Source organism: Planctomycetia bacterium, assembly GCA_034440135.1.
Taxonomy (GTDB): Bacteria; Planctomycetota; Planctomycetia; order Pirellulales; family JALHLM01; genus JALHLM01.
Window position 1 is genome coordinate 1 of sequence record JAWXBP010000433.1, and the last position, 22,204, is coordinate 22,204.

Here is a 22,204-nt window from a genome sequence, read left to right on the forward strand (position 1 = left end):
CCACGAACGCTTGATTCAGGTGGAAAGCGCCGTGGCCGAGCAACTGGCACGTCGCCCAGCGCCACGTCGCGCTGCGTAATGCAAAAACCGCCGAGCCTACGACTTCACCAGTTCCACGCAGATGCCGCCGGCGCGCATCATTTTGTGGAGCGGCGTGAACCACAGCTCTTTGTGCCAGACGAGGCCGATGTCGCGGCAAACGCGCTTGATCTCGGCCCGGTTGTAAGTGCGGCAGCGCCACAAGCGGCTCGTGAACGCGCCGCTAAAGCTGTCTTCGGTCGCCAGCAACATCATCCGTCCGCCGGGCTGCATCACGCGGGCCAATTCGCCCAGGCCGAGCGCCGCGTCAGGCACATGTTCCAGCACGTAGCCGCACGTCCCGCAATCAAACGTGCCGGACGCGAACGGCAACCGCGCCAAATCCGCCACAAGGTAATGCGGCTCCTTGGATTTCAGCCGATTCCGCGCGCGGCGCATCATTTCGGCGGAGAGATCAAAACACGTCAACCGCGCGTCGGCGTCGGCGTACTTCAGCAAGTGCTTGGCGATCTGTCCGGCGCCGCTGCCGACGTCGAGAATCCGCTTTGCGCCGCGCAGATCGAACTTGCGCGTGCGCAACAGGCGATCGCCCAACGGCGAGTGCAACGAAATCAAGCTGCACGCGGCCAACACGGCCCCCTGCGGACCGTCGTAGACGTCGCGGACCTTATCGCGATACGTCTCGTAGCTGACGCGCCGAATCAGGTCGTTTTCGACGAATCGATTGATGACCTTGCCGCGCTTGCCCGGCTCGTCACGTTCCGGATTGCGGGGCCGCTTCAACAGCGTTTGCGAAGATCGCTTGCGAGGCATAGGGCGATATAGCCAATTCGAGGGCGCTGGATGCTTCCCCTGGGAGAAGGGGCGCAAAGGAAGTATACGACTTTTTTCCCTTGTTTCGCAGTCCCCCGCCGCGAAACCGTAAGCCGATGACAGTCTGGCGTGAAACGTCGCCGATCGTAACGCTGCCGCCCCGACTACAGGTAAACGCGGCGGTTGTAGACGTACCACTCGAACAACAGCACACCGAGTGCCAACATCAACAGCCATTTCCAACCATCGCGGCGGCTGACCTCCCAACCGCTTTCCCCCGCCACGTCGGTATGGCCGATCTTGATCGGCTGGTCCGGCCGAGTGCGGATGTCGCTTTCGGCGCCATCGAACAGGTTGACCACGAAACGCTGGGTTTCCGTGTCGGCTTCCAGCACCCGATAGACGCCCAATTGCTGCGTATCGTGGAAGGTGTAAAGATTTTGCCGTCCGCGCGGGACCTCCATGCGTTTCTGCGCCGGCGTGATGACGGCGATCTTGTCCGGCTTGACCAGGCTGCGGAGCGCGATCGCCTGCCCCGGCGTTGAGCTGCCGGCGACCGCTTCGACCTGCCGGCTGCCAAGGTAGTTGACTAGGTTCATCGCGAAAACCGGAAAACCTTGCTGGAACCACCAATTCGTCCGGTAATGCCCTTCGCCCACGATTTCGAAGCCCAGCACGGCGTCCTCAAAGCCTTCGCGCGGACCAATCGCGAACATCGCTCCGGCGTTAGTGTCGATCAGCACCGTGCTGCCTGGCGGCGGCTTGAGCGGCGTCCCTTCGTAAATCAGCACGTTCCCCATCTCAATCAGGTTCATCAGCGGATGGCTGCGATCGGTATCGATAATCTGCGGAATATCGACCTTCGCGTCCGCCTTCCAAGCGTCGCCCGGAGGCAGAACGCCGACAAACAGCGTGTTGGCTTCTGGTAGTTCGCCCGGCTTCGTCGCGTCTTGGGCGTTCACAGGGACGCAGCGATCGTAGATGATCAGATCGAATGCCCCGGTGGCGGCCTGATTGCGATACGCCTCGGACTTAAGATAGTCGACCGGCTCAATGGAAAGTTCCAGCAACTGTTCCGCGCGCGTCGTGGCCAGCGCAAACTGCAGCGGCTCGTTGCCCGGCGTGACCAGCAGCACCTTGGAGCGTTGCGGCGGGTTAATCGAGGCATACGCCACGTCGTCGATCGCCAGCTTATCGCCGGTCGCCGCACGGAGTTCCAACGCGCCGGCTTCGATCTCGCCCAACTCGAACGCCGTAGCGGCCGAGTCTCCCGGCGGCACCTTGATTTGCGAGGCGTCGATCAAATTCCCTTCGCGCAGCAACGTCAACTCCACCGTGACTTCCGTGGCACCGTAGTTCTCCAACCGGGCGAAGGCCTGCAACTGCCCAGGCTTTTCGCCACGTTGCGTGGTGAAGGAAACGATGCCGATGTTCGCCGCGTCCGGTTCGCCGATCGGCACGTATTTCACGGGATCCAAATTGCCGAGCGCGAAGTTGCGAACCTCCGGAAACCGCCCGTCGCTAAAGATGTAGAGCGCGGCCGGAACCGGCTCGGCCACCAATTGATCGCTATTATCGAATGATGCCTGACCCGGATTCGCGAGCCCGGAAGCAACCTGCAGCGCTTCGGCCAGCGACGTGGGTCGATTCGTCAATTGAATCGAGGCCAGCCGCTCGCGGAGTTGTCGGCGGCTGGACGTGAAGTTCTGTTCGACCTGCGCATCGTCCGAAAAGCTAATTATCATCGCCTCGGAATCGGACGTCATCTCGTCGATCAGCGCGTTGATCTGACGCTTCGCCTCTTCCAATCGATTCGGACCGACGTCCGTCGCGCCCATGCTGGCGGAGTTGTCGACCAGGAAGATGAGGTGATTCCCGGACAGCTTTTGCTCCTGCCAGGTGGGATTCAACAGCGCGATGATCGCGAGCAGCAGAATCAGTAGTTGCAGAAACAACAGCAAACTCTGCCGCAGTTTTTGCCAGAGACTGTTGACGTGCAGGTCTTCGATCGATTTGAGCCACAGATACGTGCTCGGCACCTCGAGCGGCTGGCGCTTGAGCTTCAAGAAATACAGCATGATCACCGCCGGCGGCACCGCCAACAACGGCGCCCACAGCCACGGCGAAAGGAGCGAGTTCCAGTTCATGCATGTTTCTCAAGGTTGTGGCGCCGTCTCATTCAGGTTGTGGCACGGTCTCCCGACCGTGCCACGGCTGGCTTGGCGCCATCTGGAATATAGGTGACCTTCGGTCGGGTCGGTGGCACGGTCGTGAGACCGTGCCACAACGGTGTGCCGCCTTACTTCTATCGCACCAGCCCGCGTTGCCGCAAATAGTTCCCAATCAACTGCTCCACCGGCAATTGGTTCTGCGCCAGCATATACGCCATGCCGCGCTTCGTGCAGAAACTCCGGGCCCCGTCGATGAACGCCGCCAGCGTTTGCTTGTAGCGTTTCAGCAGCGGCACGCTGATCGTGATTTCGGCGATGTCGCTGTCTTCGCTGTCCACCAGGCGCAAGTCTCCCTTCAATTCCGGCTCCAACTCCTCGGCCGAGAGGACATGGATCACATACGCGTCCATCTGCCGTGCGACCAGGTACCGCAGCGCGTCTTCGTACCCGTGCTTGTCCATCAGGTCAGAAATCAACACCACGATTCCCTTGCCAGGGTTGCGCAGGCAAAAGTTCTTCACGCCTTCCGAGAGCGTGGCCGTTTCTCCGGCTTGAATCCCGTCCAGGTAGTCGAGCATCCGCCACAGGTTCCGCCGCCCGCGCAGCACCGGCCCCGGCGTGCGGAGCGGCTGCCCGAGCGTCTCGATCTTCACGCGATCCGCCCGGCACAGCCCGACAAAACCCAGCGACCCGGCAAGTTGCTTCGCGTAGCGCAGCTTGCTCGGTTCGCCGAAATCCATCGACATGCTGGCGTCGATCAGCACGTACACGTGCAGATCCTCTTCCTCCATAAACATCTTGAGAAACAGTTTCTCCAGCCGCGCGTAGAGGTTCCAATCAATGAACCTCAAATCGTCCCCCGCCACATAGGGGCGAAAGTCGGCGAACTCGACGCTCTGCCCTTTGCGCTTGCTGCGCCGCTCCCCTTTCATGCGCCCACGAAAGACCTTGCGGCTCACAAGCTCCATTTGCTCGAGCTGGGCGAGGAGTTCGGGGGAGAGGAGGGGAACAGAGGTAGTGGACATGAGCGAAATGATGAATGACGAATGATGAATAATTAACGGAGAGCGGGCGGAAACGCGTTTGCGAATGTGGTTACAGCGATGAACGCATGTGGGGATCTGCTCTACCCATTCATCGTTCATCATTCTGCATTCGTTACGCCGCTTTCGCCTCATCACTCTTCTCCGGGCAGCGTTCCAGAATATCCAACAACACCTGGTCCGGTTCGATGCCTTCCGCCTGCGCTTCGAAGTTCAGCAGCACGCGGTGGCGCATGGCCGGCAGGAACACGCGCCGCACGTCTTCGAAGCTGACGTTGTAGCGGCCTTCCAGCAGGGCGCGGACTTTCGAGGCCAGCGCCATCGTCTGCGCGCCGCGCGGGCTGGAGCCCCAGCGGATGTATTGATTCGTGATCGGCAATGCGTATGGGCCGTTCGGGTGCGTCGACAGGATCAGCCGCACGATGTAGTCCTGAACATGCGGTGCGATGATCACTTCCCGGATCAGCGATTGCCACTGCAAGATTTCCTTGCCGTCCATCACCTTCTCCGGCGTGGGGAACTCGCCGCGCGTGGTGCGGTCGATGATCGTCGACAGTTCCTGCTTCGACGAATAGCCCACGACCAGCTTAAAGAAGAACCGGTCGAGCTGGGCTTCCGGCAGCGGGTAGGTCCCTTCCTGCTCGATGGGATTCTGCGTGGCCATCACGAAAAACGGCCGGTCGAGTTGATGACGGTGCCCGGCGATCGTGATGGTCCCTTCCTGCATCGTTTCTAGCATGGCCGACTGCGTTTTCGGCGTGGCGCGGTTGATTTCGTCCGCCAAACAGATCTGCGTAAACAGCGGGCCCTTCTGAAACTCGAACACGCGGCGCCCCTCGGGCGTTTCCATGACCATGTTCGTGCCCAGGATATCCGCCGGCATGAGGTCGGGCGTGAATTGAATGCGCGAGAAGTTCAAGTCCAAGGTCTGCGCCAACGAGCGGACCAACAACGTCTTGCCGAGCCCCGGCACGCCTTCCAGCAAACAATGCCCGCCGACGAACAAGCAGGTCAGCACGCCATGCACAATATCATCGTGCCCGACAATGACGCGGCCCAATTGCTCGCGCACGGCGCCGTAGCGCTTGACGAATTCCTCGGCGCGGGCCTGCATCGACTCGCTGATGTTCATGCGTTCCTCGTAAACTCGTGGGTGGCTGGATTTGATGGGTGTTGTGTTTTTCGATCTCGCGCTGTTTAAGCCCAGGGAAGGCCACCGAAGTCGAAGTTGTCACCGACGACTTGGAGGGCCTTCCCTGGGCTTTTACTTGTACAGCACCGCTGCCGCAACTTCTCAGTTCTCCTCATGCCGTCGTCGCGCTTCCTTCTTTGCCTTCAACAGCCGATTCGTGTAGCTGTTCTCATCTTCAGGTCCGGTCGGCGCCATGCCGGGGCCGGACGTTGGTTTCGCTAACGTCGGCGCGTCGGCTTGCCCGAGTGCCGCGTCGATGGCATCGGTCGAAATCGGCGCATCGGGCGTCGGTTCGAAGCGCGTGGCCGCTTTGCGGCGTTCCAGGTCGTCGGAAACCTGCGCCTTCCGACTGCGCAGGCGGTCCATCGTCGGCGTCGGCGTGGGGACGTGATCGCGTCCCAGCAGCGTGTCGCGCATCGACGCCGCCCAGGGTCCGACCCAATCGAGATTCACAGTCACGCGGCGAATGAACACGTCACCAAAAAACACCAGGCAACCAGCCCAAACCAGGTAATGCCAAATATCTTGGCTGCTCGTCGCCCGTGGCAAGTCGTGGCGGAAACTGTTGAACTGTAACAGCGTCACCGGATTCAACTGCCCGGTCGGATCGTCAATCAACGTGCCTTCTTTGCCCCCCTTGGGCGTCATCCTGGCCAGCTGCTGCAACAACGGTGTATTCGTTTCCCGATCGCGATATTCCGCCGAATATGGCACATTCACGCCGGTCCGGATCGGCGTCGTGCCGGCGCCTGGATTGACCATCACGAAGTAACTGCCGGCGTCCTCACCGGTGAATTCACCGACGTAGCGCCCGGGCGCGGTCTGCACCAGGTTCAGATCGCGCGGCTTCATGTCCGGACCCAGCACCGTGCTGTTCATGTCGAGGAAATTCAAGAACTCGTCGTCTTTATCCAGCGCGGTGATCACCACGCGCACCTTGCCGTCGACATTGTCGGTCGAGACGGTGAACTTGCCTTGATCGCCGACCGGCCGCATCGACCAGCGAATCATCTGGCTGAAAAACTGGTCGTAGCCTTCCCAGTCCGCCCAGGCCGTGGTCCAGCGCGAGCCAGCATCGCTGGTGAAGCAGACCGCCTTGCCCAGTCCATACGTCCAACTCGCCAAGAGTGTCGTGTTGTCCTGACCAGCCGGTTCGGGCGCGGTGAGCGAAACCTCGACCAACGGGTTTTTCTTCACCGACGTCATCACGTAGCCGTGCACCGGTGGAAAACCTTCGTCGAGTCCCGCCAGCATCTCATGCGGATAACGCAACTGCGGCGTAAATCCGTTCTTGTTTTCATGCACCAGCGGCCGCGCGACGCGACGCGCTTCCTTCTGATAAATCTGCGGCAGCGCCTTCCCGGAGTTCACGGCGTAGTACTTCCCGCCAGTCCGTTGGGCGATTTGCTGCATTAGTCGCGATTCGGCTGGACCATGGGCGCCAATCGCGACCGTAGTAATCGTGACTTTCAGACTGACCAGGTCGCGAATAGAGCGGTCTGACGGCGGCGAAGGATCACCGTCGGAGATCACGATCATATGCTTGATCGCCGGCTGCTCCGTATCTTGCAGTTGTCGAAATCCTTTGTAGGCCATCACCAGGCCGGGATCGAAATCCGGCATATCACCCGGCTGCATCCGATCGAGTCGCGCCAGCATTTGCGGGCGATTGCCCCCCATTTTCAGGAAACCGCGAGGCGCATTCCACAGCCACTGGTCAGTCGCGCCGTAGTGAATCACGCCGCAGAAATCCTGATTGCCGAGCGTCTTCAGCGCTTCCTGCGCGACGACCTTTTGCCAGTAGTTTCCGTCCGGCATTTCCGAGGCGTGCATAATCATGCACAACGCGCCCTTGGGTACGACCTTGGCCGCTTTGATCTGGAAATCAAGCGGCATCGCCTTCTCGATTTCCGTACTGGCCCAACCGCCGGCGCCGAAACTGTTCGGCCCGCCGAGCATGATCAGGCCGCCCCCCATGAGCTGCGTATTCTGCGAGAGCATCATCAACTGGTCGTCGGTGAAGTGCTCGCGCGGCACGTTGCCTAGGATGATCGTGTCGTACTGCTGCAATTCCTGCAGTCCCGAAAACGCCTGATCGCTCTTGCGGACGGTGATCTCGATGTTCTGCTTCCGCATCCGGTCGACGAGCAACTCGTGCTCGCGAGGATTTTCAAAATCCTCGATCAGCAGCACCTGCCCGGAACCGCGAATGTACGTGAACGCTGTCCCGCGATTGTTCTCCGCCATGGCGTCATCGGCGGCGGTGTCAGGCACGAACTGGGCTTCGTAGCTATAGAAGGCCGGCTCGTCGATCTGCTGCCGGATCGTGAACACGCGTTTGCCCGGCGGCAACATGACATTCTGCTCGGAGATCGTCACCGGCGCATCGTCGGTCTGTTGCCGGACGATGAGCGTGCCGTTGACATTGCCGGCATCGACTTCCGTCGGCACCGCGGAATTATTGACCACGACCCGCAGGTCGAACGGCTGGCCTTTGCGGATATCGCTGGGCACGCTGACTTTCTCGACCAGCACTTCGGCGCGATGACGAAAATGCACCGGCACCACGTCGATGCTGATTCCCGACTCGATCGCCCCTTGCGCTTGTTCCAGCGCATCCCCCATGTTCTGATTGCCGTCGGTGACGATCACGATCCGCTTCGCCGAATCGCCCGGGAACGTGGCCTGCGCGAGCTTGATAGCCCCTTGCAAGTTGGTGTACTCGGGATCGAGCTGCACCTCTTGGCCTTCATTGATCTGCACATCCGTATCGAACGGCGGCGTCTGAATCGCCGCGTCGCGTCCGAACACGACGACGCCGGCTCGATCGTCGCGGTCGCGATGCTCGCGAATGGCGGTGTTGACGTAGTCAATCAGGTTCTTGCGCTGCGAGGGCTGAATGCTTTTCGATTGATCCAGGAGATAAATCACCGAAAGCTTTTCCGTCGACCGCTTGAGCTGAATATCCGCCAAGGCCAGCACGCAGATCGTCAGCACGAGCGTGCGGAAAGCCAACGCGAAAATCCGCCGCACCGGCCCCAAGCCCGCCAGGCTCTTGAAACTGAACACCCACAGCGGAATCAACAACACCGGCAACAGCCAAAGAAACTTCGGGCTGTCAAAGCCAAGTTGGTATTCGCGAAAGTAGTTGAGGAAATCCATGTGAGTTTGAAGTTTTCAGTGTTCAGTTTTCAGTAGTCCCGATGCGCCATCCTCGAAGCATCAACCTACTCTCCTCCCCTACTCCATCAACACTCGCTGAATCCGGTGATTCTGCGAGTCGATCACGTTGATCCTCCCCTGCCGGTCGACCATGCTGCCCCAGGGGTGGAAAAATTCACCAGGTTCCTTGCGGCCGTATTTGCCGAAGCAGGCCAACGACTTGCCGTCCTGCGTGAACTTCTGAATCCGGTGATTGCCCCATTCCGTGACCAGCAAGTTACCGTCCGCGTCCATCGAAATGTCATAGGGATAACTCAACTCGCCGGGCCCGCTTCCTGGCGTACCCCAATGAAGCAGCAGCTTTCCCTCGGTGTCGAACACTTGAATTCGATGATTGCAAGCGTCCGTCACCCAAATGCGATCCTGCGCGTCGATCCACATTTTTTGCGGACGCACGAACTGCCCTAGCTCCTCGCCGTGGCCGCCCCATTGTAAGAGAAACTTGCGCTCCGGGGAAAACTTCTGGATGCGGTCGTATTCGCCATACTCCGCCACGTAAAGATTGCCCTGTGAATCCTCGGCGGCGTCCGTGACCAGGCCGAATTCGCCGGGCCCCTCGCCCATCGTGCCGCCGAGCTTTTCCAGCAACACGCCTTCGGGGCTGTAGATCAGCACTTGAAAGTAATGGGTATCGCTCACCAGCAACCGGCCGCGGCGATCGATCGAGAGGCCCGAAGGGCGCCCCGTGGCATGATCCGGGGAACTCCAGGCGCGGATGAAATTCCCCTCTTCGTCAAAGACCTGAATCCGCGCGGTCATGTCGACGACGTATAGCCGTCCCTCGGCGTCGATGCAGCCAGCTCGCGGCTTTTGGAACTTTCCGTCTTCGAGGCCAAGCCGCCCCCAGGTCTTGTCAACTTCCCCCTGCGAAGGCACGGAGTCGCGGCAGCCAGCGATCGACGCGGCCGTCACAAGCGCAGCAAAAACGATAAGTGCGCGAACCATTTTGCGGGGCAGGGTGGGCTGTTCCGAATCCTGACCTTTGTTGTAACGCACCGGCGCGGCGGCTCGCCAGTGTTTTATGTTCGGTTTGCAGACACGTGTATTTGGTGCTGGGCGACGGCACCTTCTACGCGGTCGTCAGACTCCGGGTTATTGACAGGATCGGAATACACCGGGATACTCCCACCATCTGGGGAGAACTCCCCGGTTTCAAGAGGGGACGATCAAGCTCCTTGGCGGGATCGCAGATCGTCTCCTTTTTTGTTGCGCCGACATTGAAATCAGTCGCGTCCTCGCAACAAGCCCAGGGAAGGCCCTCGAAGTCGAATTCGCCATCGAAGTCTTCGGTGGCCTTCCCTGGGCTTAAAGCGCTGCGTTGCATATAATCCCCGCTCTCAACATTTCTCGCACCGACTGGGACGAACATCACCATGGATAAGGAAGTTCAGGATCGCGTCGATTCGGTGCTCGAGCGGATTACGCAGTTGCGAGACTCTCTTTGACTACGCAACAAAATCCGTAGCAGTCGCCGAGATTGAGACGCGGATGTCGTCCGCCGGCTTCTGGGACAACCAGGAGCGCGCTCAGGCGACGATCGCCGAGTTGAAGGCGCTCAACTCCGTGGTCAAACCGTTGGCGGAACTCTCGCAGGCGGCCGACGACCTGCGCGCCATGGCCGAAATGGCCGACGACGATCCTGGCTTCGCCGCTGAAATGCCGGCTGAACTCACGCGCCTCGAAGCGACGCTCGACGATCTGGCGCTCAAAGCGCTCCTGAGCGGCCCGCACGACGCCAGCGGCGCGATCATGACGATCAACGCCCGCGACGGCGGCACCGACGCCAACGACTGGGCCGAAATGTTGCTGCGGATGTACATGGCCTGGGCGAAGGACCACGAATACGACGTGGAAATCCTCGACCGGCAAGATAACGACGAGGCCGGCATCAACAGCGTGGCCCTCGCCATCCGCGGCCCCATGGCCTACGGCTACCTCAAAGGCGAGACCGGCATGCACCGCTTGGTGCGGATCAGCCCGTTCAACTCGGAAGGCAAACGCCAGACCAGCTTCGCGGCGGTCGACGTTTCGCCCGAAATCGCCGACAGCGTGGAGATCGAAATCCGCGACGAAGACGTCCGCGAAGACGTCTTCCGGGCCAGCGGCGCCGGCGGGCAGCACGTCAACAAAACCAGCAGCGCCATTCGGCTCACGCACTTGCCGACCGGCATCGCCGTGCAGTGTCAGAACGAACGGAGCCAGCACAAAAACCGCGCCACCGCGATCAAGATGCTCCGCGCCCGACTGGCGCGGATCGAAGAAGAAAAACGCGAAGCGGAACAGGCGGCCAAATACAACGACCAGGCGAAAACCGGCTTCGGCTCGCAGATTCGCAATTACTTCCTGCACCCGGACCAACGCGTCAAAGACGTCCGCACCGGCCACTACGCCGGCAACTTCCAAAGCGTCCTCGACGGCGAAATCCAAGGCTTCCTGGACTCGTACCTCCGGTGGCGCGTGGCGAAATAGGCCTGCTAAATTTGAACCGCGGAGGCGCTGAGGCGCGGAGACGCGGAGGAGAGGAGATTTAACCGCGAAACACGCGAAATGACGCGAAAGGGAAGAAGGTAAGTATCGTAGGGCGGGCCGTGCAAGGAGTTGGCGGTTTGTCCTCCAGCATTTTCGCCCATCGAAACTCGCCTAGATGTCCAAAACGTAAGGCCCGCCGTTTCCGCAATGGCGGGCCTTACGTTTTTGTTTCCGCATTCGTTCGCGGTACGTGCGAAACGCAACCAATCCAAACGCCTTTTCATTCGCGCGGCCCGCCCTACATCCTCATTTTCGCGTCTTTTCGCGTCTTTCGCGGTTAATCTTCCCCTCCGCGCCTCTGCGTCTCCGCGGTTCAAATCAGGTCGCGCTACCTCAGCACGCTCAGCACGTTCGAGTAATCGTCCGTCCAGACCGCCCTTCCCGACGGCCTTTGCGGGCGCCAGCGTGGGTCTTCCGCGATGGTTCGTAGATGTTCCACCTGCCGAGCGATCACGACGTACGTCGACGAAGCGACGTAGTTGCGCTGGTCGGCCGGGGGCGGGTCGTGGCGGCGGATGCGGAAGACCCAACCCGATTCGTGCGCCAAATCGGCCAGCACCGGCGCCAAGTCCAGGTGATTGTTTGAGATGTGAAATACGACAACGCCGTCGGGCGTGAGCCGTGACATATAAATTGCCAACGCTTCGCGCGTCAGCAGATGGACTGGAATCGCGTCGCTGGAAAAAGCGTCGAGCAGAATCACGTCGTAGCGTCCCGCTGGCTCTTGGGCGAGCATCCGCCGGCCGTCGCCCAGCTTGATCTGGTAGCGTCCCTTCGCGCACTTGCTGAGATACGTGAAGTATTCCGGGTTTTCGGCCAGTTCCCGCACCGTGGGGTCGATCTCGAAGAACGTCACGTCGCGCTGCTGCAATACGTAGCAGGCGGCCGCGCCGGTGCCGAGTCCGACCGCGGCGAAATGTTGCTGCTCGCCTTCCTTGGGAGTGAAGGCCCCGAAGACGTCTCCCAGCGGCCCCGTCGGATAGTAGTAGACGAGCGGCGTGCAATCGAAGCCCTCGTTCATAATCTGCATGCCGTGCGCAGTGGTGCCGTGCTGGAGCGTATGCACGGTCCGTCCGAATTCGTCGATATCGCTCGACACCAGATGCACGCCAAAGTAGCTCCGCGCGGTGCGCAGCGTGCGCAATCCGCCCACGACTTCGCCGATGTCGAGCGCGAGAATCAAGCCCATTACCAACGCGAAAGCCCAGGGCCGTCGCTGATTGTGAAACCACGCCAGCGCCGGGAAGCCCAACAACGCGCCCATCAACAACAACGGCTTCTGGGAATTCGGCACGTACTGCCTCAGGGTGAGGAGCAGAATCAACACCGCGAACACGCACACCAAATCGACGAGGCGATTCGCCCGTTCGCTCGGCCGCGGCGCCAGAGCGCAACCGGCCGTGACAGCCAAGGCATACTCCCACGGAACGACGAACACCAGCGGCGCCACGAGCGCAATAAACGTGCCGCCGAGCGCGCCCCCGACCGACAACCAGACGTAGAACTCGGTGAGATGTTTTTCCGACGGGCGGAGTTGTGCTAGTTGCCCATGGCAGACCATCACTCCGACGGCGAAGGCCAGCACGTGGGGCAACATCAATTGCCAGACGCCTGTGCCGGTCAGCGATGCCACCAACGCGCACATCGCCCAAGGGTGAATCCGCCGCGCCCAAGCCGTAAATTGTCCGCCGCGTTGCGAGAAGGCGAGAATATACGTCACCAGGTAGAGCGCCAACGGCACGATCCACAACAACGGGATTGGCGCAATGTCGGTCGTAATCCAAGTCGTAACGCCCAGCATCCAGGCGACCGGCACGCCGGACAGCGCGAGCCAATGCAAACGTCGCCGCCAGGTGATTTCCCCCTGATCCGGCACAAACACTGCCACCGACTCGGCCGGCGCGGGCGCGTGCTTTTTGGATTTGCGCTTCGCACTCGTCGGCGGGATCACTTCGGGCAAGGTTACCGGCGCAGCATCCGTCGATTCATTCTTGGCGCGCCAGACATACGTCGCGCAAGCCGCGAGGCAAGCGATCCAAATGCCATAGCCGATCGCCCAGCCAATCGTCTGAGTCCGCAACGTGGCGGCCGGTTCGATCAGGAACGGATAGCCCAACAGCGCGACGAAACTTCCGATGTTGCTCATCACATAGAGCGAATATGGATCGCGCGCCGCGTTCAGCTGTGCCGAGGCAAACCACCGCTGCACCAGCGGCGCCGTCGCTGACAGCGCCAAAAACGGCGGGCCAATCGTCGTGACCATTAGCGCCAGGAGCCACGGCGACGGATTGACCTCCGGATTGGGTGGCGAGGCGTTCACGAGCGTGAACGGCAAACAAACGAACGGAATCAAAATCAGCAGAATATGCAGCGCCGCTTGCCGCCGCGGGCCCAGCCACTGCGTCGAAGCGTGGGCATAGAGATAGCCCGCCAGCAGCGCGACCTGAAAAAACACCTGGCATGTATTCCAAACCGCCGGCGCGCCGCCGACCAACGGCAACACCAGCCGCGCGAAAAGCGGCTGCGCGACGAACAATAACGCGGCGCTCAGAAACGCCGTCACCCGGTACAAATTCACCATCGCGGCTGTAATTCCCCCGCTGGCCGCAATGTGGACAAGAATGGGGCGAGTACTTTGCCGCTAAGCGATCTGAAGCAATTGCGCGAGCCCGGTTAGTCCGTCGACTTCGGCCGTCACGCTGGTCGGCGTTTCTTGAATTGCCCCGGGGCGTTTCACCCAGGCCGTCAACATGCCGGCATCCTGAGCGGGCTTGAGGTCGTACTTCGCGCCGAATGCGCAATGCAGGAACAATTCCGGCGGCTTCTCAAAGGCCTTGATCGCCCGCTGAAAATGAGCCGGCCGGGGCTTGTAGCTGAGCAATTGATCCGACGTAATCAACTCGTCGAAGTCGATTCCCAGCTTGGGCGCCGTTTGCGCGAGGATGTCGTCATCAATGTTCGACAAAATCGCGATCGGAAAGTGCTTCTTGAGCTTCGCCAGGATCGGCCGCGCGTCGGGGAACGGCTGCCAGCCGCCGATTTTTTCGGCGAGCAGGTCCTGCTCCTTGGGATTGATCGAGACGCCGCGGCGTTTGAACGTCTGCCGGAGGCTATCGCGGAGGATGCCGTGATAGCGGCGGAAGCTGGCCGCCGAGATCAACTCGAACTGCACCGCTTCCCATTCGCGGACCAGGTCATCGACCGGCGCATTCAGACCGTGCCGCGCGGCGATTTCTCCGAGCACTTGCCGAATTCCGGATTCCCAGTCAATCAAGGTTCCGTAACAATCGAAAGTGAGGATCTCGACTTGATCCAGGTTCGACATTGCAATCAGCGACTTGGGGTTCCAGGGACAACAGGTTCGCAGGCGCGCGGTACGGCGCATCTAGAATAGCGTAATAGCCGGGATTCGCCAGAGATTCCGGGCAGTTTCCACGGCCGGATTCCGATTTCTCGCAAAATCGACACTAGTGGATGACTACGATCGTGGCGGTAAATCCGATGGGCGGAGCTTTTCTAAGGACGGGCGCGAAGTTCTCGCTGGCGCTCGCCGTCTCGATTTTCGTCGGCTGCGGGCCTGAACCCGCGGCCTCGCCAACCCCATCGCCACTCCCGGCAGCGGCGCCGCCTCCACCGCCGGCCAACAGTGCTTCGACTACTGCTGCGCGAAACGAAGCATCGCCGCCGCCGCCGGAACGCCATCAGCCCGGCTGGGGCAAAGACGCCCCGCTCGCCAATTTTCCGCAAGCGCCTAAACGGGATCACGAAGCCGAATTAGCAAAAGCGGTCGCCGCCGGATTCAAGCGGATCGACAGCGAGCATCTCACGCTGGTCACGGACTTGCCAATCGACGCCGAGATCGAGCGGCTCCCCAAGGCCTTTGATCTGGCCTTTCCCCAGTGGTGCGCCTACTTCGGCGTCGACGCGGCGAAAAACGCCGATTGGAAAATCATCGGGTATCTCGTCGGCGACAAGGACCGCTTCGCCCAAGCAGGCCTCTTGCCCGCAGACTTGCCGGCGTTCCGACACGGCTACTCCCGGGGACAGGAGTTCTGGCTCAACGAGCAACCCAATCCCTACTATCGCCGGCATCTGCTGCTGCACGAAGGCACGCACAGCTTCATGTTCACGCTGCTCGGGAGCGGCGGCCAGAACTGGTATAGCGAGGGCATGGCGGAACTGATGGCCACCCACCACTGGGACGACCAGGGCCTCAAGTTGGCGTACTTTCCACGGTCGCGCGAGGACGTCCCGGAACTCGGGCGCATCAAGCTGGTGCAAGATTCCTTAGTGGTCGGCAACGCCATGCACGTCGCCCAAGTGCTGCGCTTCGGGCCCGAGGCCCATCAGCAGAACGACGGCTATGCCTGGTGTTGGGCGTTGGCGGCGTTTCTCGACTCCCATCCGCGCTATCAAGCACGCTTTCGCCAATTGCCGGCGCTGGTGAACTCGTTGGAATTCAACGAGGAGTTCCTGCGGCTGTTCAAGGACGATTTGAAAATCCTGTTCGAGGATTGGCAGGTGTTTGTCGCCAATCTGGAACACGCCTACGCCGTGGACCGGATGATCGTCGATTTCACGCCCGGCCAGCCGCTGCCGGCGGATGGCGTCGAGTTGAAAATCCCCGCCGACCAGGGCTGGCGCAATACGGGTTGGAAACTCGAGGCGGGCCAGCGCTACCAGGTTGAAGCCTCGGGACGCTATCAATTGGGCACTGAACCGGTAATCTGGTGGAGTGAGCCGGGCGGAGTGTCCATCCGCTATTATCATGCGGAACCACTCGGCAAACTGCTGGCGGTCGTCCGCCCGGACGGCGCTCCGGCAGACGCCCGCAGCGCCTTCCTGAAGCCGCTCGGAATTGGTTTACACGGCGAGATCGCCCCGGAGGTCTCGGGCACCCTGTACCTGCGGATCAACGATTCCGCCGGTGAATTGACCGACAACGTCGGGGAAGCGGATGTAAAGGTGAAGGAGATGCGGCCTGGCACTTGATGTCGGTAGAACGTGCTAGGATTCGGATTCGACGAATCGTGAAGTGGGCCGTTTTTCTTCGTTCTCTTGGATTTCCATGCGCGTTGTTGTAATGGGGACTGGGCCGTTCGCTGTGCCGATGTTGCGGGCGATGTATGAAAGCGCGCACGAGGTCGTGGCGTTGGTCACGCAGCCCACCAGGCCGTCCCATCGACGCGGCGGCGACCCGCCAAACCCCATGCGTGTCTTGGCGACCGAACACGGCACGCCGGTGCTCGATCCTGAGAGCGTGAACGCGCCCGAGGCGCGGGCCGCCGTGGCCGCATTGCAGCCGGAACTGTTGCTCGTGGCCGATTACGGCCAAATCCTCGCGCCGGAAACGCTGGCCGCCGCGCCGCGCGGCGGCATCAACCTGCACGCTTCCCTGTTGCCCAAATACCGCGGCGCCGCGCCGATCAATTGGGCGATCTACCACGGCGAACAAATCACCGGCGTCACGCTGATCCATATGACGCCGGGCCTCGATGCCGGGCCATGCCTGGCACAGGCCACCGCGACGATCGGCCCGGAAGACACGGCCGCGGACGTCGAACCACGGCTCGCTCAACTTGGCGCGACGCTGGTGCGCAAGGTCGTCGATCGCATGGCCGCGGGCGAAGCGCTTCCCGGCATCGCGCAGAACTCTGCGGAAGCCACCCGCGCGCGGCGACTTCTCAAGACCGACGGGGCCATCGATTGGTCGCGGAAAGCGTCCGAGCTCAAGAACCAGGTCCGCGCGCTCGAACCTTGGCCCAAAACCTACACCTACTGGCATCGCGCCGGCGGCCCGCCGATGCGGCTGATCCTCGGGCACGTCCAGGCCGTCACCACTGTCCGCTTCGACGTGCCGCCCGGAACGGTCGTCGTGGCCCAATCCGGCGGAATTATCCCCGTCCGTCCCGACCTGGAAGTCGAGATTCCGATTCGCCTGCCCCGTTCGGAAGGGGAATTGGTCATCGCCACGGGCGACCGCGGTCTGTCAATTCTCTCCCTCCAGCCAGCCGGAAAGCGCCTGATGCTGGTCGATGAGTTCCTGCGAGGGCACGGCGTCCAGATCGGCGACCGTTTCGGACCGGAATTGGGCGGCGTTTCAGGATGATTGCCCCGCCACCCCTCGCTTGGGCGGCGCAGGTTAAGGTAACATGATGGGTTCCCAGGAAGGATCAGGGGAGGACTCGACATGCTCCGTAACATGGACGTCTGGCAGTGGGTGTTGTTGGCCGTGGCGGCGTTCATCGCGGTGACGAGCCTGGTGCGGCTGATGCGCGCCCGGAGCGACACCGTCGCCCGGGAATTCCGCCAACAGGCGGCGGCGGAGCGAGCCAAGAAGGCGAGCGAAGAGTCCGACAAGAAACGACGCGGGGCGGCCTAAGGGAACAGTGAGCACACGCCAGGATCATGGGTAAACGGCTTTACATCGAGACCGTCGGCTGTCAGATGAACATGCTCGATAGCGAGCTGGTGGTGGCCAGTCTGCGCAAAGTGGGCTACGAATTGGTCGATTCGCCCCGCCTCGCCGACACGATCCTCTTCAACACCTGCAGCGTCCGGCAGCACGCCGAAGACAAAATCTATAGCGCCCTCGGCCGCCTGAAACACGCCAAGCAGCAGCATCCCGGCAAGATCATCGGCGTGTTGGGCTGCATGGCCCAGAAAGATCAGAAGCTGATCTTCGACCGCGCCCCGTTCGTCGATCTGGTCGTCGGCCCCGGGCAATTGCACCAGATTCCCGCGCTGCTGGAAGAAATCGCCGCCGGCAGCGGTCAGCGGATGGAAGTCAGCCTGGATCGCACCCGCGGCTCGCGGCGCGAAGTCGAGGAAAGCTTCGAGAGCTACGACCCGCTCCGCGATCCGCAAATGCGGCCGACGCCCTACCAGGCGTTCGTGCGGATTATGATCGGGTGCGACAAGTTCTGCACGTATTGCATCGTGCCGAAAGTGCGTGGTCCAGAACAAAGCCGTTCGCCGCGACAGATCGAGATGGAAGTCCGGCGACTGGCCGACGAGGGTTGCCGGGAAATCACCTTGCTGGGGCAAACCGTCAACAGCTATCGCTACCTGGAAGACGGGCGGATGCACCGCCTGTGCGATCTGATCGAGCGATTGCACGACGTCGCAGGCATCGATCGCATCAAGTTCGTCACGAACTACCCGAAGGATATGACCGACGACCTGTTGCAGGTGGTGCGCGACTTGCCGAAGTGTTCGCACTACTTGCACGTGCCGGTGCAGAGCGGATCGAACCCCGTGCTGAAACGCATGAAGCGAGGCTACACGGTGGAAGAATACCGCGAAATGCTCGCCCGCGTGCGGTCCACGATTCCGGACTCCGCCGTGACCAGCGATTTCATCGTCGGCTTCTGCGGTGAGACGGACGAAGACTTCCAGCTAACCGTCGACCTGCTCCAGGAAGGCCGCTTCAAGAACAGCTTCATCTTCAAATACAGCGAGCGCCCCGGCACGAAAGGGGCGGAACTGTTCGCCGACGACGTGCCGGAGGACGTGAAGAAGCATCGCAATCACGTGCTGCTGGAACTGCAAAGCCAAATCAGCGAAGAAGACAACCAGCACTTCCTCGGTCGGACGGAAACCGTGCTGGTGGAAGGGCCGAGCAAGGCGAGCCAAAAACACGAGTCCGACGGACCGATCCTGCAACTCACCGGGCGGACGAATTGCGATCGGATCGTGGTCTTCGAAGGCAATCGCCGGCAAATCGGCCAGTTCCTACCGGTCGCCATCTACGACGCCAACGCCTTCACGCTCTTCGGCGCCGTCGTCACGGAGGAAGTCGGTCCGGAGGTCTACGGAATCTCGTTAAGGAGCTAACTACACCCGCAGAAGAAACTACACTAGCCCGACGCGCAAGCGAGGGGGAGTTGACGTCGAATTCGAGTAGACGTCTACCCTTAAATGGCGTCCGCACCCCCTCGCTTGCGCGTCGGGCTAGTATATGAGATTCCGCGTGAATACTTAGCAGGCGATGCATGCTGAGGCGCGGATACTCATCACTCCGCACGCATCACTCCTTAAAGGCCGACCCGCACCGCCGCCGCCATGCAGATCGAAGCCATCCATCGCTACTTGGACCACCCGACGGAGGCGGCGGGGTGGTTCCATTCTTTGGGTCTGCACGATGCCGGCCGGGCGCATTGGAACTTCGTCCACATGGCCACGGCCGGGGTTACGCTGGACCTGTTGGCCGACATCGCCGGACAATTGGAGCAACATCTGCCCGGCCTGAGCGATCCGGACATGGCGCTCAACAACCTGGACAAGTTCGTATGTGCTTCGCTGAATCCGCTGTCGACCGTGGCGCTCTTCGAGCGCGACCGCGAAGCGTTGCCAACGCTCTTACAGATGCTCTCGACGAGCCAGCATTTCAGCGACTTGCTGATTGTCGACAGCGCCGCCTATGACTTGCTCCGCATCACCGAAGGCATGCCGGTGCGGCGCGAGACGCTTGTCGAAGAACTCGCGGCCGAAGTCACCGCCCTCGCTGGCGACGATGAAGCCGTGATGCTGACGCTGCGGCGCTTCAAACGCCGCGAGAGCCTGCGCATCGCCTACGGCGATATCGTCCGCGGGCAGACGCTCGAATCCGTCACCGCACAGATCTCCCATCTCGCCGACGCCATCGTCGAAGGCGCTGTCCGCGCGGCACGGAAAAAACTCGTGATCAAATGGGGCGTACCACGTACTGAATATGGGGCGCCGGCGCGGTTCGTCGTACTGGCGATGGGCAAGCTCGGCGGTGTGGAGTTGAACTATTCCAGCGACATTGATCTCATCTTCCTCTACGACCAGGCGGGCAAGACCGACGGCGATCGGGCAATGACGAACCAGGAGTTCTTCGATCGCCTCGCCCGCGAGGTGATGCGATCGTTGACCGAAATGACCGGACAAGGCATCGCCTACCGTGTCGATCTGCGGCTGCGGCCCGAAGGGGAACGCGGCCCCATGGTCAGCAGCCTGGAAAGCGCCCTGCACTATTACGACATCCTCGGCCGCACCTGGGAACGCCAGGCGTACGTGAAAGCCCGCGCCGCGGCCGGCGATCTCGGTCTCGGGGCAGAGTTTCTCGGACGGCTCGATCCCTGGATCTACCGCCGCTATCTCGGGCTGGCTGATATCGCCGGCATCAAGGCGCTCAAGCGCCGCATCGAACAACGGGCCATCCGCGAACGCGCCGACCTGCGCAACGTCAAAACCGGGCACGGCGGCATTCGCGATATCGAATTCGCCATTCAGTTCCTGCAACTCTTGAACGGCGGCGACCTGCCGGAACTGCGGACCGGCAATACGTTGCAGGCGATCGCCCGGCTGGAGGAAGTCGGCTGCCTGACGCATCAAGAGCGGATGCTGCTCGAAGACAACTACGGCTTCCTGCGAAAAATCGAACATCGCCTGCAGATCATGTTCGACCTGCAAACGCACTTGTTGCCGGAGGCCGCCCACGAGCTTCGCAAGTTGGCGATCCGCATGGGCTACAAGGACAAACCGGAGCAATCCGCTCTGGCAGCCTTCGAAGCCGATTACAAGACGCGTACGGCCGTGAATCGGCGGATCCTCGATCACCTGCTGCACGACGCCTTCGGCGATGACGCCGAAGCGGAGCCGGAAGTGGACCTGGTTCTCGATCCCGCGCCGGCCCCGGAACGTATCGCGCAGGTGCTATCGAAGTACGGCTTCAAAGACGTCGAGCCGGCGTATCGCAACCTGAACGCCCTGGCGACGGAGCGGATTCGCTTTCTGTCGACGCGGCGTTGCCGGCATTTTTTGGCCTCGATCTCGCCAGCGTTATTACGTGCCATTGCGGCGACGCCCGATCCTGACTCCACGCTCGTCAACCTCGAAAAAGTCAGCGACTCCCTCGGCGGCAAAGGGGTCCTCTGGGAACTATTCAGCTTCAATCCACCGACGCTCAAGTTGTACGTAGAATTGTGCGCGTCGAGTTCGTTCTTGTCCGGAATGCTCATCAGCAACCCAGGCATGATCGACGAATTGATGGACAGCCTGGTCCTCAACAAGTTGCCCAAGCTGGAATCGCTGCGCCGCGCGCTCGCGGAATTGACCCGCGCGGCCGAAGACCTGGACCCGATTCTGCACAGCTTCAAAAGCTCGCAGCAACTCCGCGTAGGCGTGCGGGATATCCTTGGCAAGGACGACATTCAAACCACGACCGGCGTGCTCAGCGACATCGCGCAGGCCTGCCTGGAGCAAATCACGGAGATCGAATACGCCGGCCTCGCCGCGAAATACGGCGAGCCCACCATCTCCGAAGGCCCTCGCGCCGGCGAACGGGCGGAGCTAGTGATCGCCGCCCTCGGCAAATTCGGCGGGCGCGAACTGAACTACCATAGCGACCTGGACATCGTGTTTCTGTTCGAGGCCGACGGCCAAACGGCGCACCCAAAACGCTCCAAGCGCACCGATACTACCAGCAATCAGCACTTCTTCGGCGAACTGGGACAACGAATTATCAAAGTCGCCAACCGGCTGGGGCCCTACGGCCGGCTGTATGAGATCGACCCGCGACTGCGGCCAACCGGCAAGAGCGGCGCGTTGGCGACGACGTTCGGAGAATTCGCCCGCTACTACGCTTCCGGCGACGGCCAGTTCTGGGAGCGGCAAGCGCTCTGCCGCGCGCGGGTCGTGTACGGCGAAGCCAAGGCGTCGCGCCACGCTCAGCAGTTGATCGAGGCCGCGGCGTTCGAGCATGAGTGGAATGACTCACTCGTCATGTCTATTCGCGGCATGCGCAAGCGTTTGGAAGAAGCGGCGCCGGCCGGCAATCTCAAGCGCGGCCGCGGCGGAATTGTGGACATTGAATTCCTCGTCCAAATGTTGCAACTCCGCCACGGGTCCGAAAACATCGCCGTCCGCACCGCGAACACGCTCGACGCCTTGCGCGCTTGCACGGAACAAGACATCCTCAGCAGCGAAGACGGTTCCTTCTTCGCCGAAAGTTATCGCTTTTTGCGGACCGTCGAAGCGCGGCTGCGACTGATGCACTCCACGTCCCGCAATGATCTGCCGACCGACGCAACGGAACTGCTGAAACTGGCACGCCTCGTCGGTTGCGGCGACGCCGAACAACTCCACGCGCGGTGCCAGCAAATGATGGACGAAACCCGCCGCCGCTTCGACGCGATCTTCGATCAGGCCGCGAATCGGTAAGCGCTCCC

The 22,204-nt window shown here is 61.3% G+C and carries 14 protein-coding genes; 6 read left to right on the top strand and 8 right to left on the bottom strand.

Annotation, left to right across the window (positions count from 1 at the left end):
* Nucleotides 1-96: 96 nt before the first annotated feature.
* The 6 genes from SGJ19_24955 to SGJ19_24980 form a co-directional block, all read right to left on the bottom strand.
* Complete coding sequence (locus SGJ19_24955) at nt 97-852, bottom strand: class I SAM-dependent methyltransferase (GenBank protein ID MDZ4783509.1); 756 nt, start codon at nt 850-852, stop codon at nt 97-99.
* Nucleotides 853-1,016: 164 nt separating this feature from the next.
* The gene (locus tag SGJ19_24960) at nt 1,017-2,999 is read right to left on the bottom strand and encodes a BatA and WFA domain-containing protein (protein MDZ4783510.1); all 1,983 of its coding nucleotides are present in this window, start codon (nt 2,997-2,999) and stop codon (nt 1,017-1,019) included.
* 158 nt (nt 3,000-3,157) lie between these two features.
* Nucleotides 3,158-4,048 (bottom strand): DUF58 domain-containing protein, encoded by an 891-nt coding sequence (locus tag SGJ19_24965; GenBank protein MDZ4783511.1) that lies wholly within the window; start codon nt 4,046-4,048, stop codon nt 3,158-3,160.
* Between the two features lie 133 nt (nt 4,049-4,181).
* Nucleotides 4,182-5,198, bottom strand: coding sequence for a MoxR family ATPase (locus tag SGJ19_24970; GenBank protein MDZ4783512.1), 1,017 nt, complete (start codon nt 5,196-5,198; stop codon nt 4,182-4,184).
* Nucleotides 5,199-5,360: 162 nt separating this feature from the next.
* A complete protein-coding gene (locus SGJ19_24975) occupies nt 5,361-8,420 on the bottom strand; it encodes a VWA domain-containing protein (GenBank protein MDZ4783513.1) in 3,060 nt (1,019 codons plus the stop codon).
* Nucleotides 8,421-8,498: 78 nt separating this feature from the next.
* Nucleotides 8,499-9,425, bottom strand: a complete 927-nt coding sequence (locus tag SGJ19_24980) for an NHL repeat-containing protein (protein MDZ4783514.1) — start codon at nt 9,423-9,425, stop codon at nt 8,499-8,501.
* Nucleotides 9,426-9,853: 428 nt separating this feature from the next.
* Here SGJ19_24980 and prfB point away from each other — a divergent pair.
* Nucleotides 9,854-10,949 (top strand): peptide chain release factor 2 gene (gene prfB, locus SGJ19_24985; GenBank protein MDZ4783515.1). Its coding sequence is split into 2 segments (ribosomal slippage): nt 9,854-9,922 and nt 9,924-10,949, totalling 1,095 coding nucleotides; the frame shifts between segments, so codons are not numbered across the junction.
* A gap of 388 nt (nt 10,950-11,337) precedes the next feature.
* On the opposite strand, the gene SGJ19_24990 is transcribed toward prfB, so the two are convergent.
* Both SGJ19_24990 and SGJ19_24995 read right to left on the bottom strand, forming a co-directional pair.
* A complete protein-coding gene (locus tag SGJ19_24990; GenBank protein ID MDZ4783516.1) occupies nt 11,338-13,590 on the bottom strand; it encodes a fused MFS/spermidine synthase in 2,253 nt (750 codons plus the stop codon).
* A 60-nt stretch (nt 13,591-13,650) separates the two neighbouring features.
* Complete coding sequence (locus SGJ19_24995; protein MDZ4783517.1) at nt 13,651-14,334, bottom strand: haloacid dehalogenase type II; 684 nt, start codon at nt 14,332-14,334, stop codon at nt 13,651-13,653.
* A 149-nt stretch (nt 14,335-14,483) separates the two neighbouring features.
* Here SGJ19_24995 and SGJ19_25000 point away from each other — a divergent pair, with 149 nt between their 5' ends.
* From SGJ19_25000 to glnE, 5 genes are all read left to right on the top strand, one after another.
* On the top strand, nt 14,484-16,001 hold the full coding sequence (locus SGJ19_25000) for a hypothetical protein (protein ID MDZ4783518.1): 1,518 nt from the start codon (nt 14,484-14,486) through the stop codon (nt 15,999-16,001).
* A 76-nt stretch (nt 16,002-16,077) separates the two neighbouring features.
* On the top strand, nt 16,078-17,118 hold the full coding sequence (fmt, locus tag SGJ19_25005; protein ID MDZ4783519.1) for a methionyl-tRNA formyltransferase: 1,041 nt from the start codon (nt 16,078-16,080) through the stop codon (nt 17,116-17,118).
* An 81-nt stretch (nt 17,119-17,199) separates the two neighbouring features.
* Nucleotides 17,200-17,391: a hypothetical protein gene (locus SGJ19_25010; protein MDZ4783520.1), complete on the top strand. Its 192-nt coding sequence runs from the start codon at nt 17,200-17,202 to the stop codon at nt 17,389-17,391.
* A gap of 26 nt (nt 17,392-17,417) precedes the next feature.
* Complete coding sequence (miaB, locus tag SGJ19_25015; protein MDZ4783521.1) at nt 17,418-18,845, top strand: tRNA (N6-isopentenyl adenosine(37)-C2)-methylthiotransferase MiaB; 1,428 nt, start codon at nt 17,418-17,420, stop codon at nt 18,843-18,845.
* A 228-nt stretch (nt 18,846-19,073) separates the two neighbouring features.
* Entirely contained in the window at nt 19,074-22,196 is a 3,123-nt protein-coding gene (glnE, locus tag SGJ19_25020) for a bifunctional [glutamate--ammonia ligase]-adenylyl-L-tyrosine phosphorylase/[glutamate--ammonia-ligase] adenylyltransferase (protein ID MDZ4783522.1), read from the top strand.
* Nucleotides 22,197-22,204: the final 8 nt, after the last annotated feature.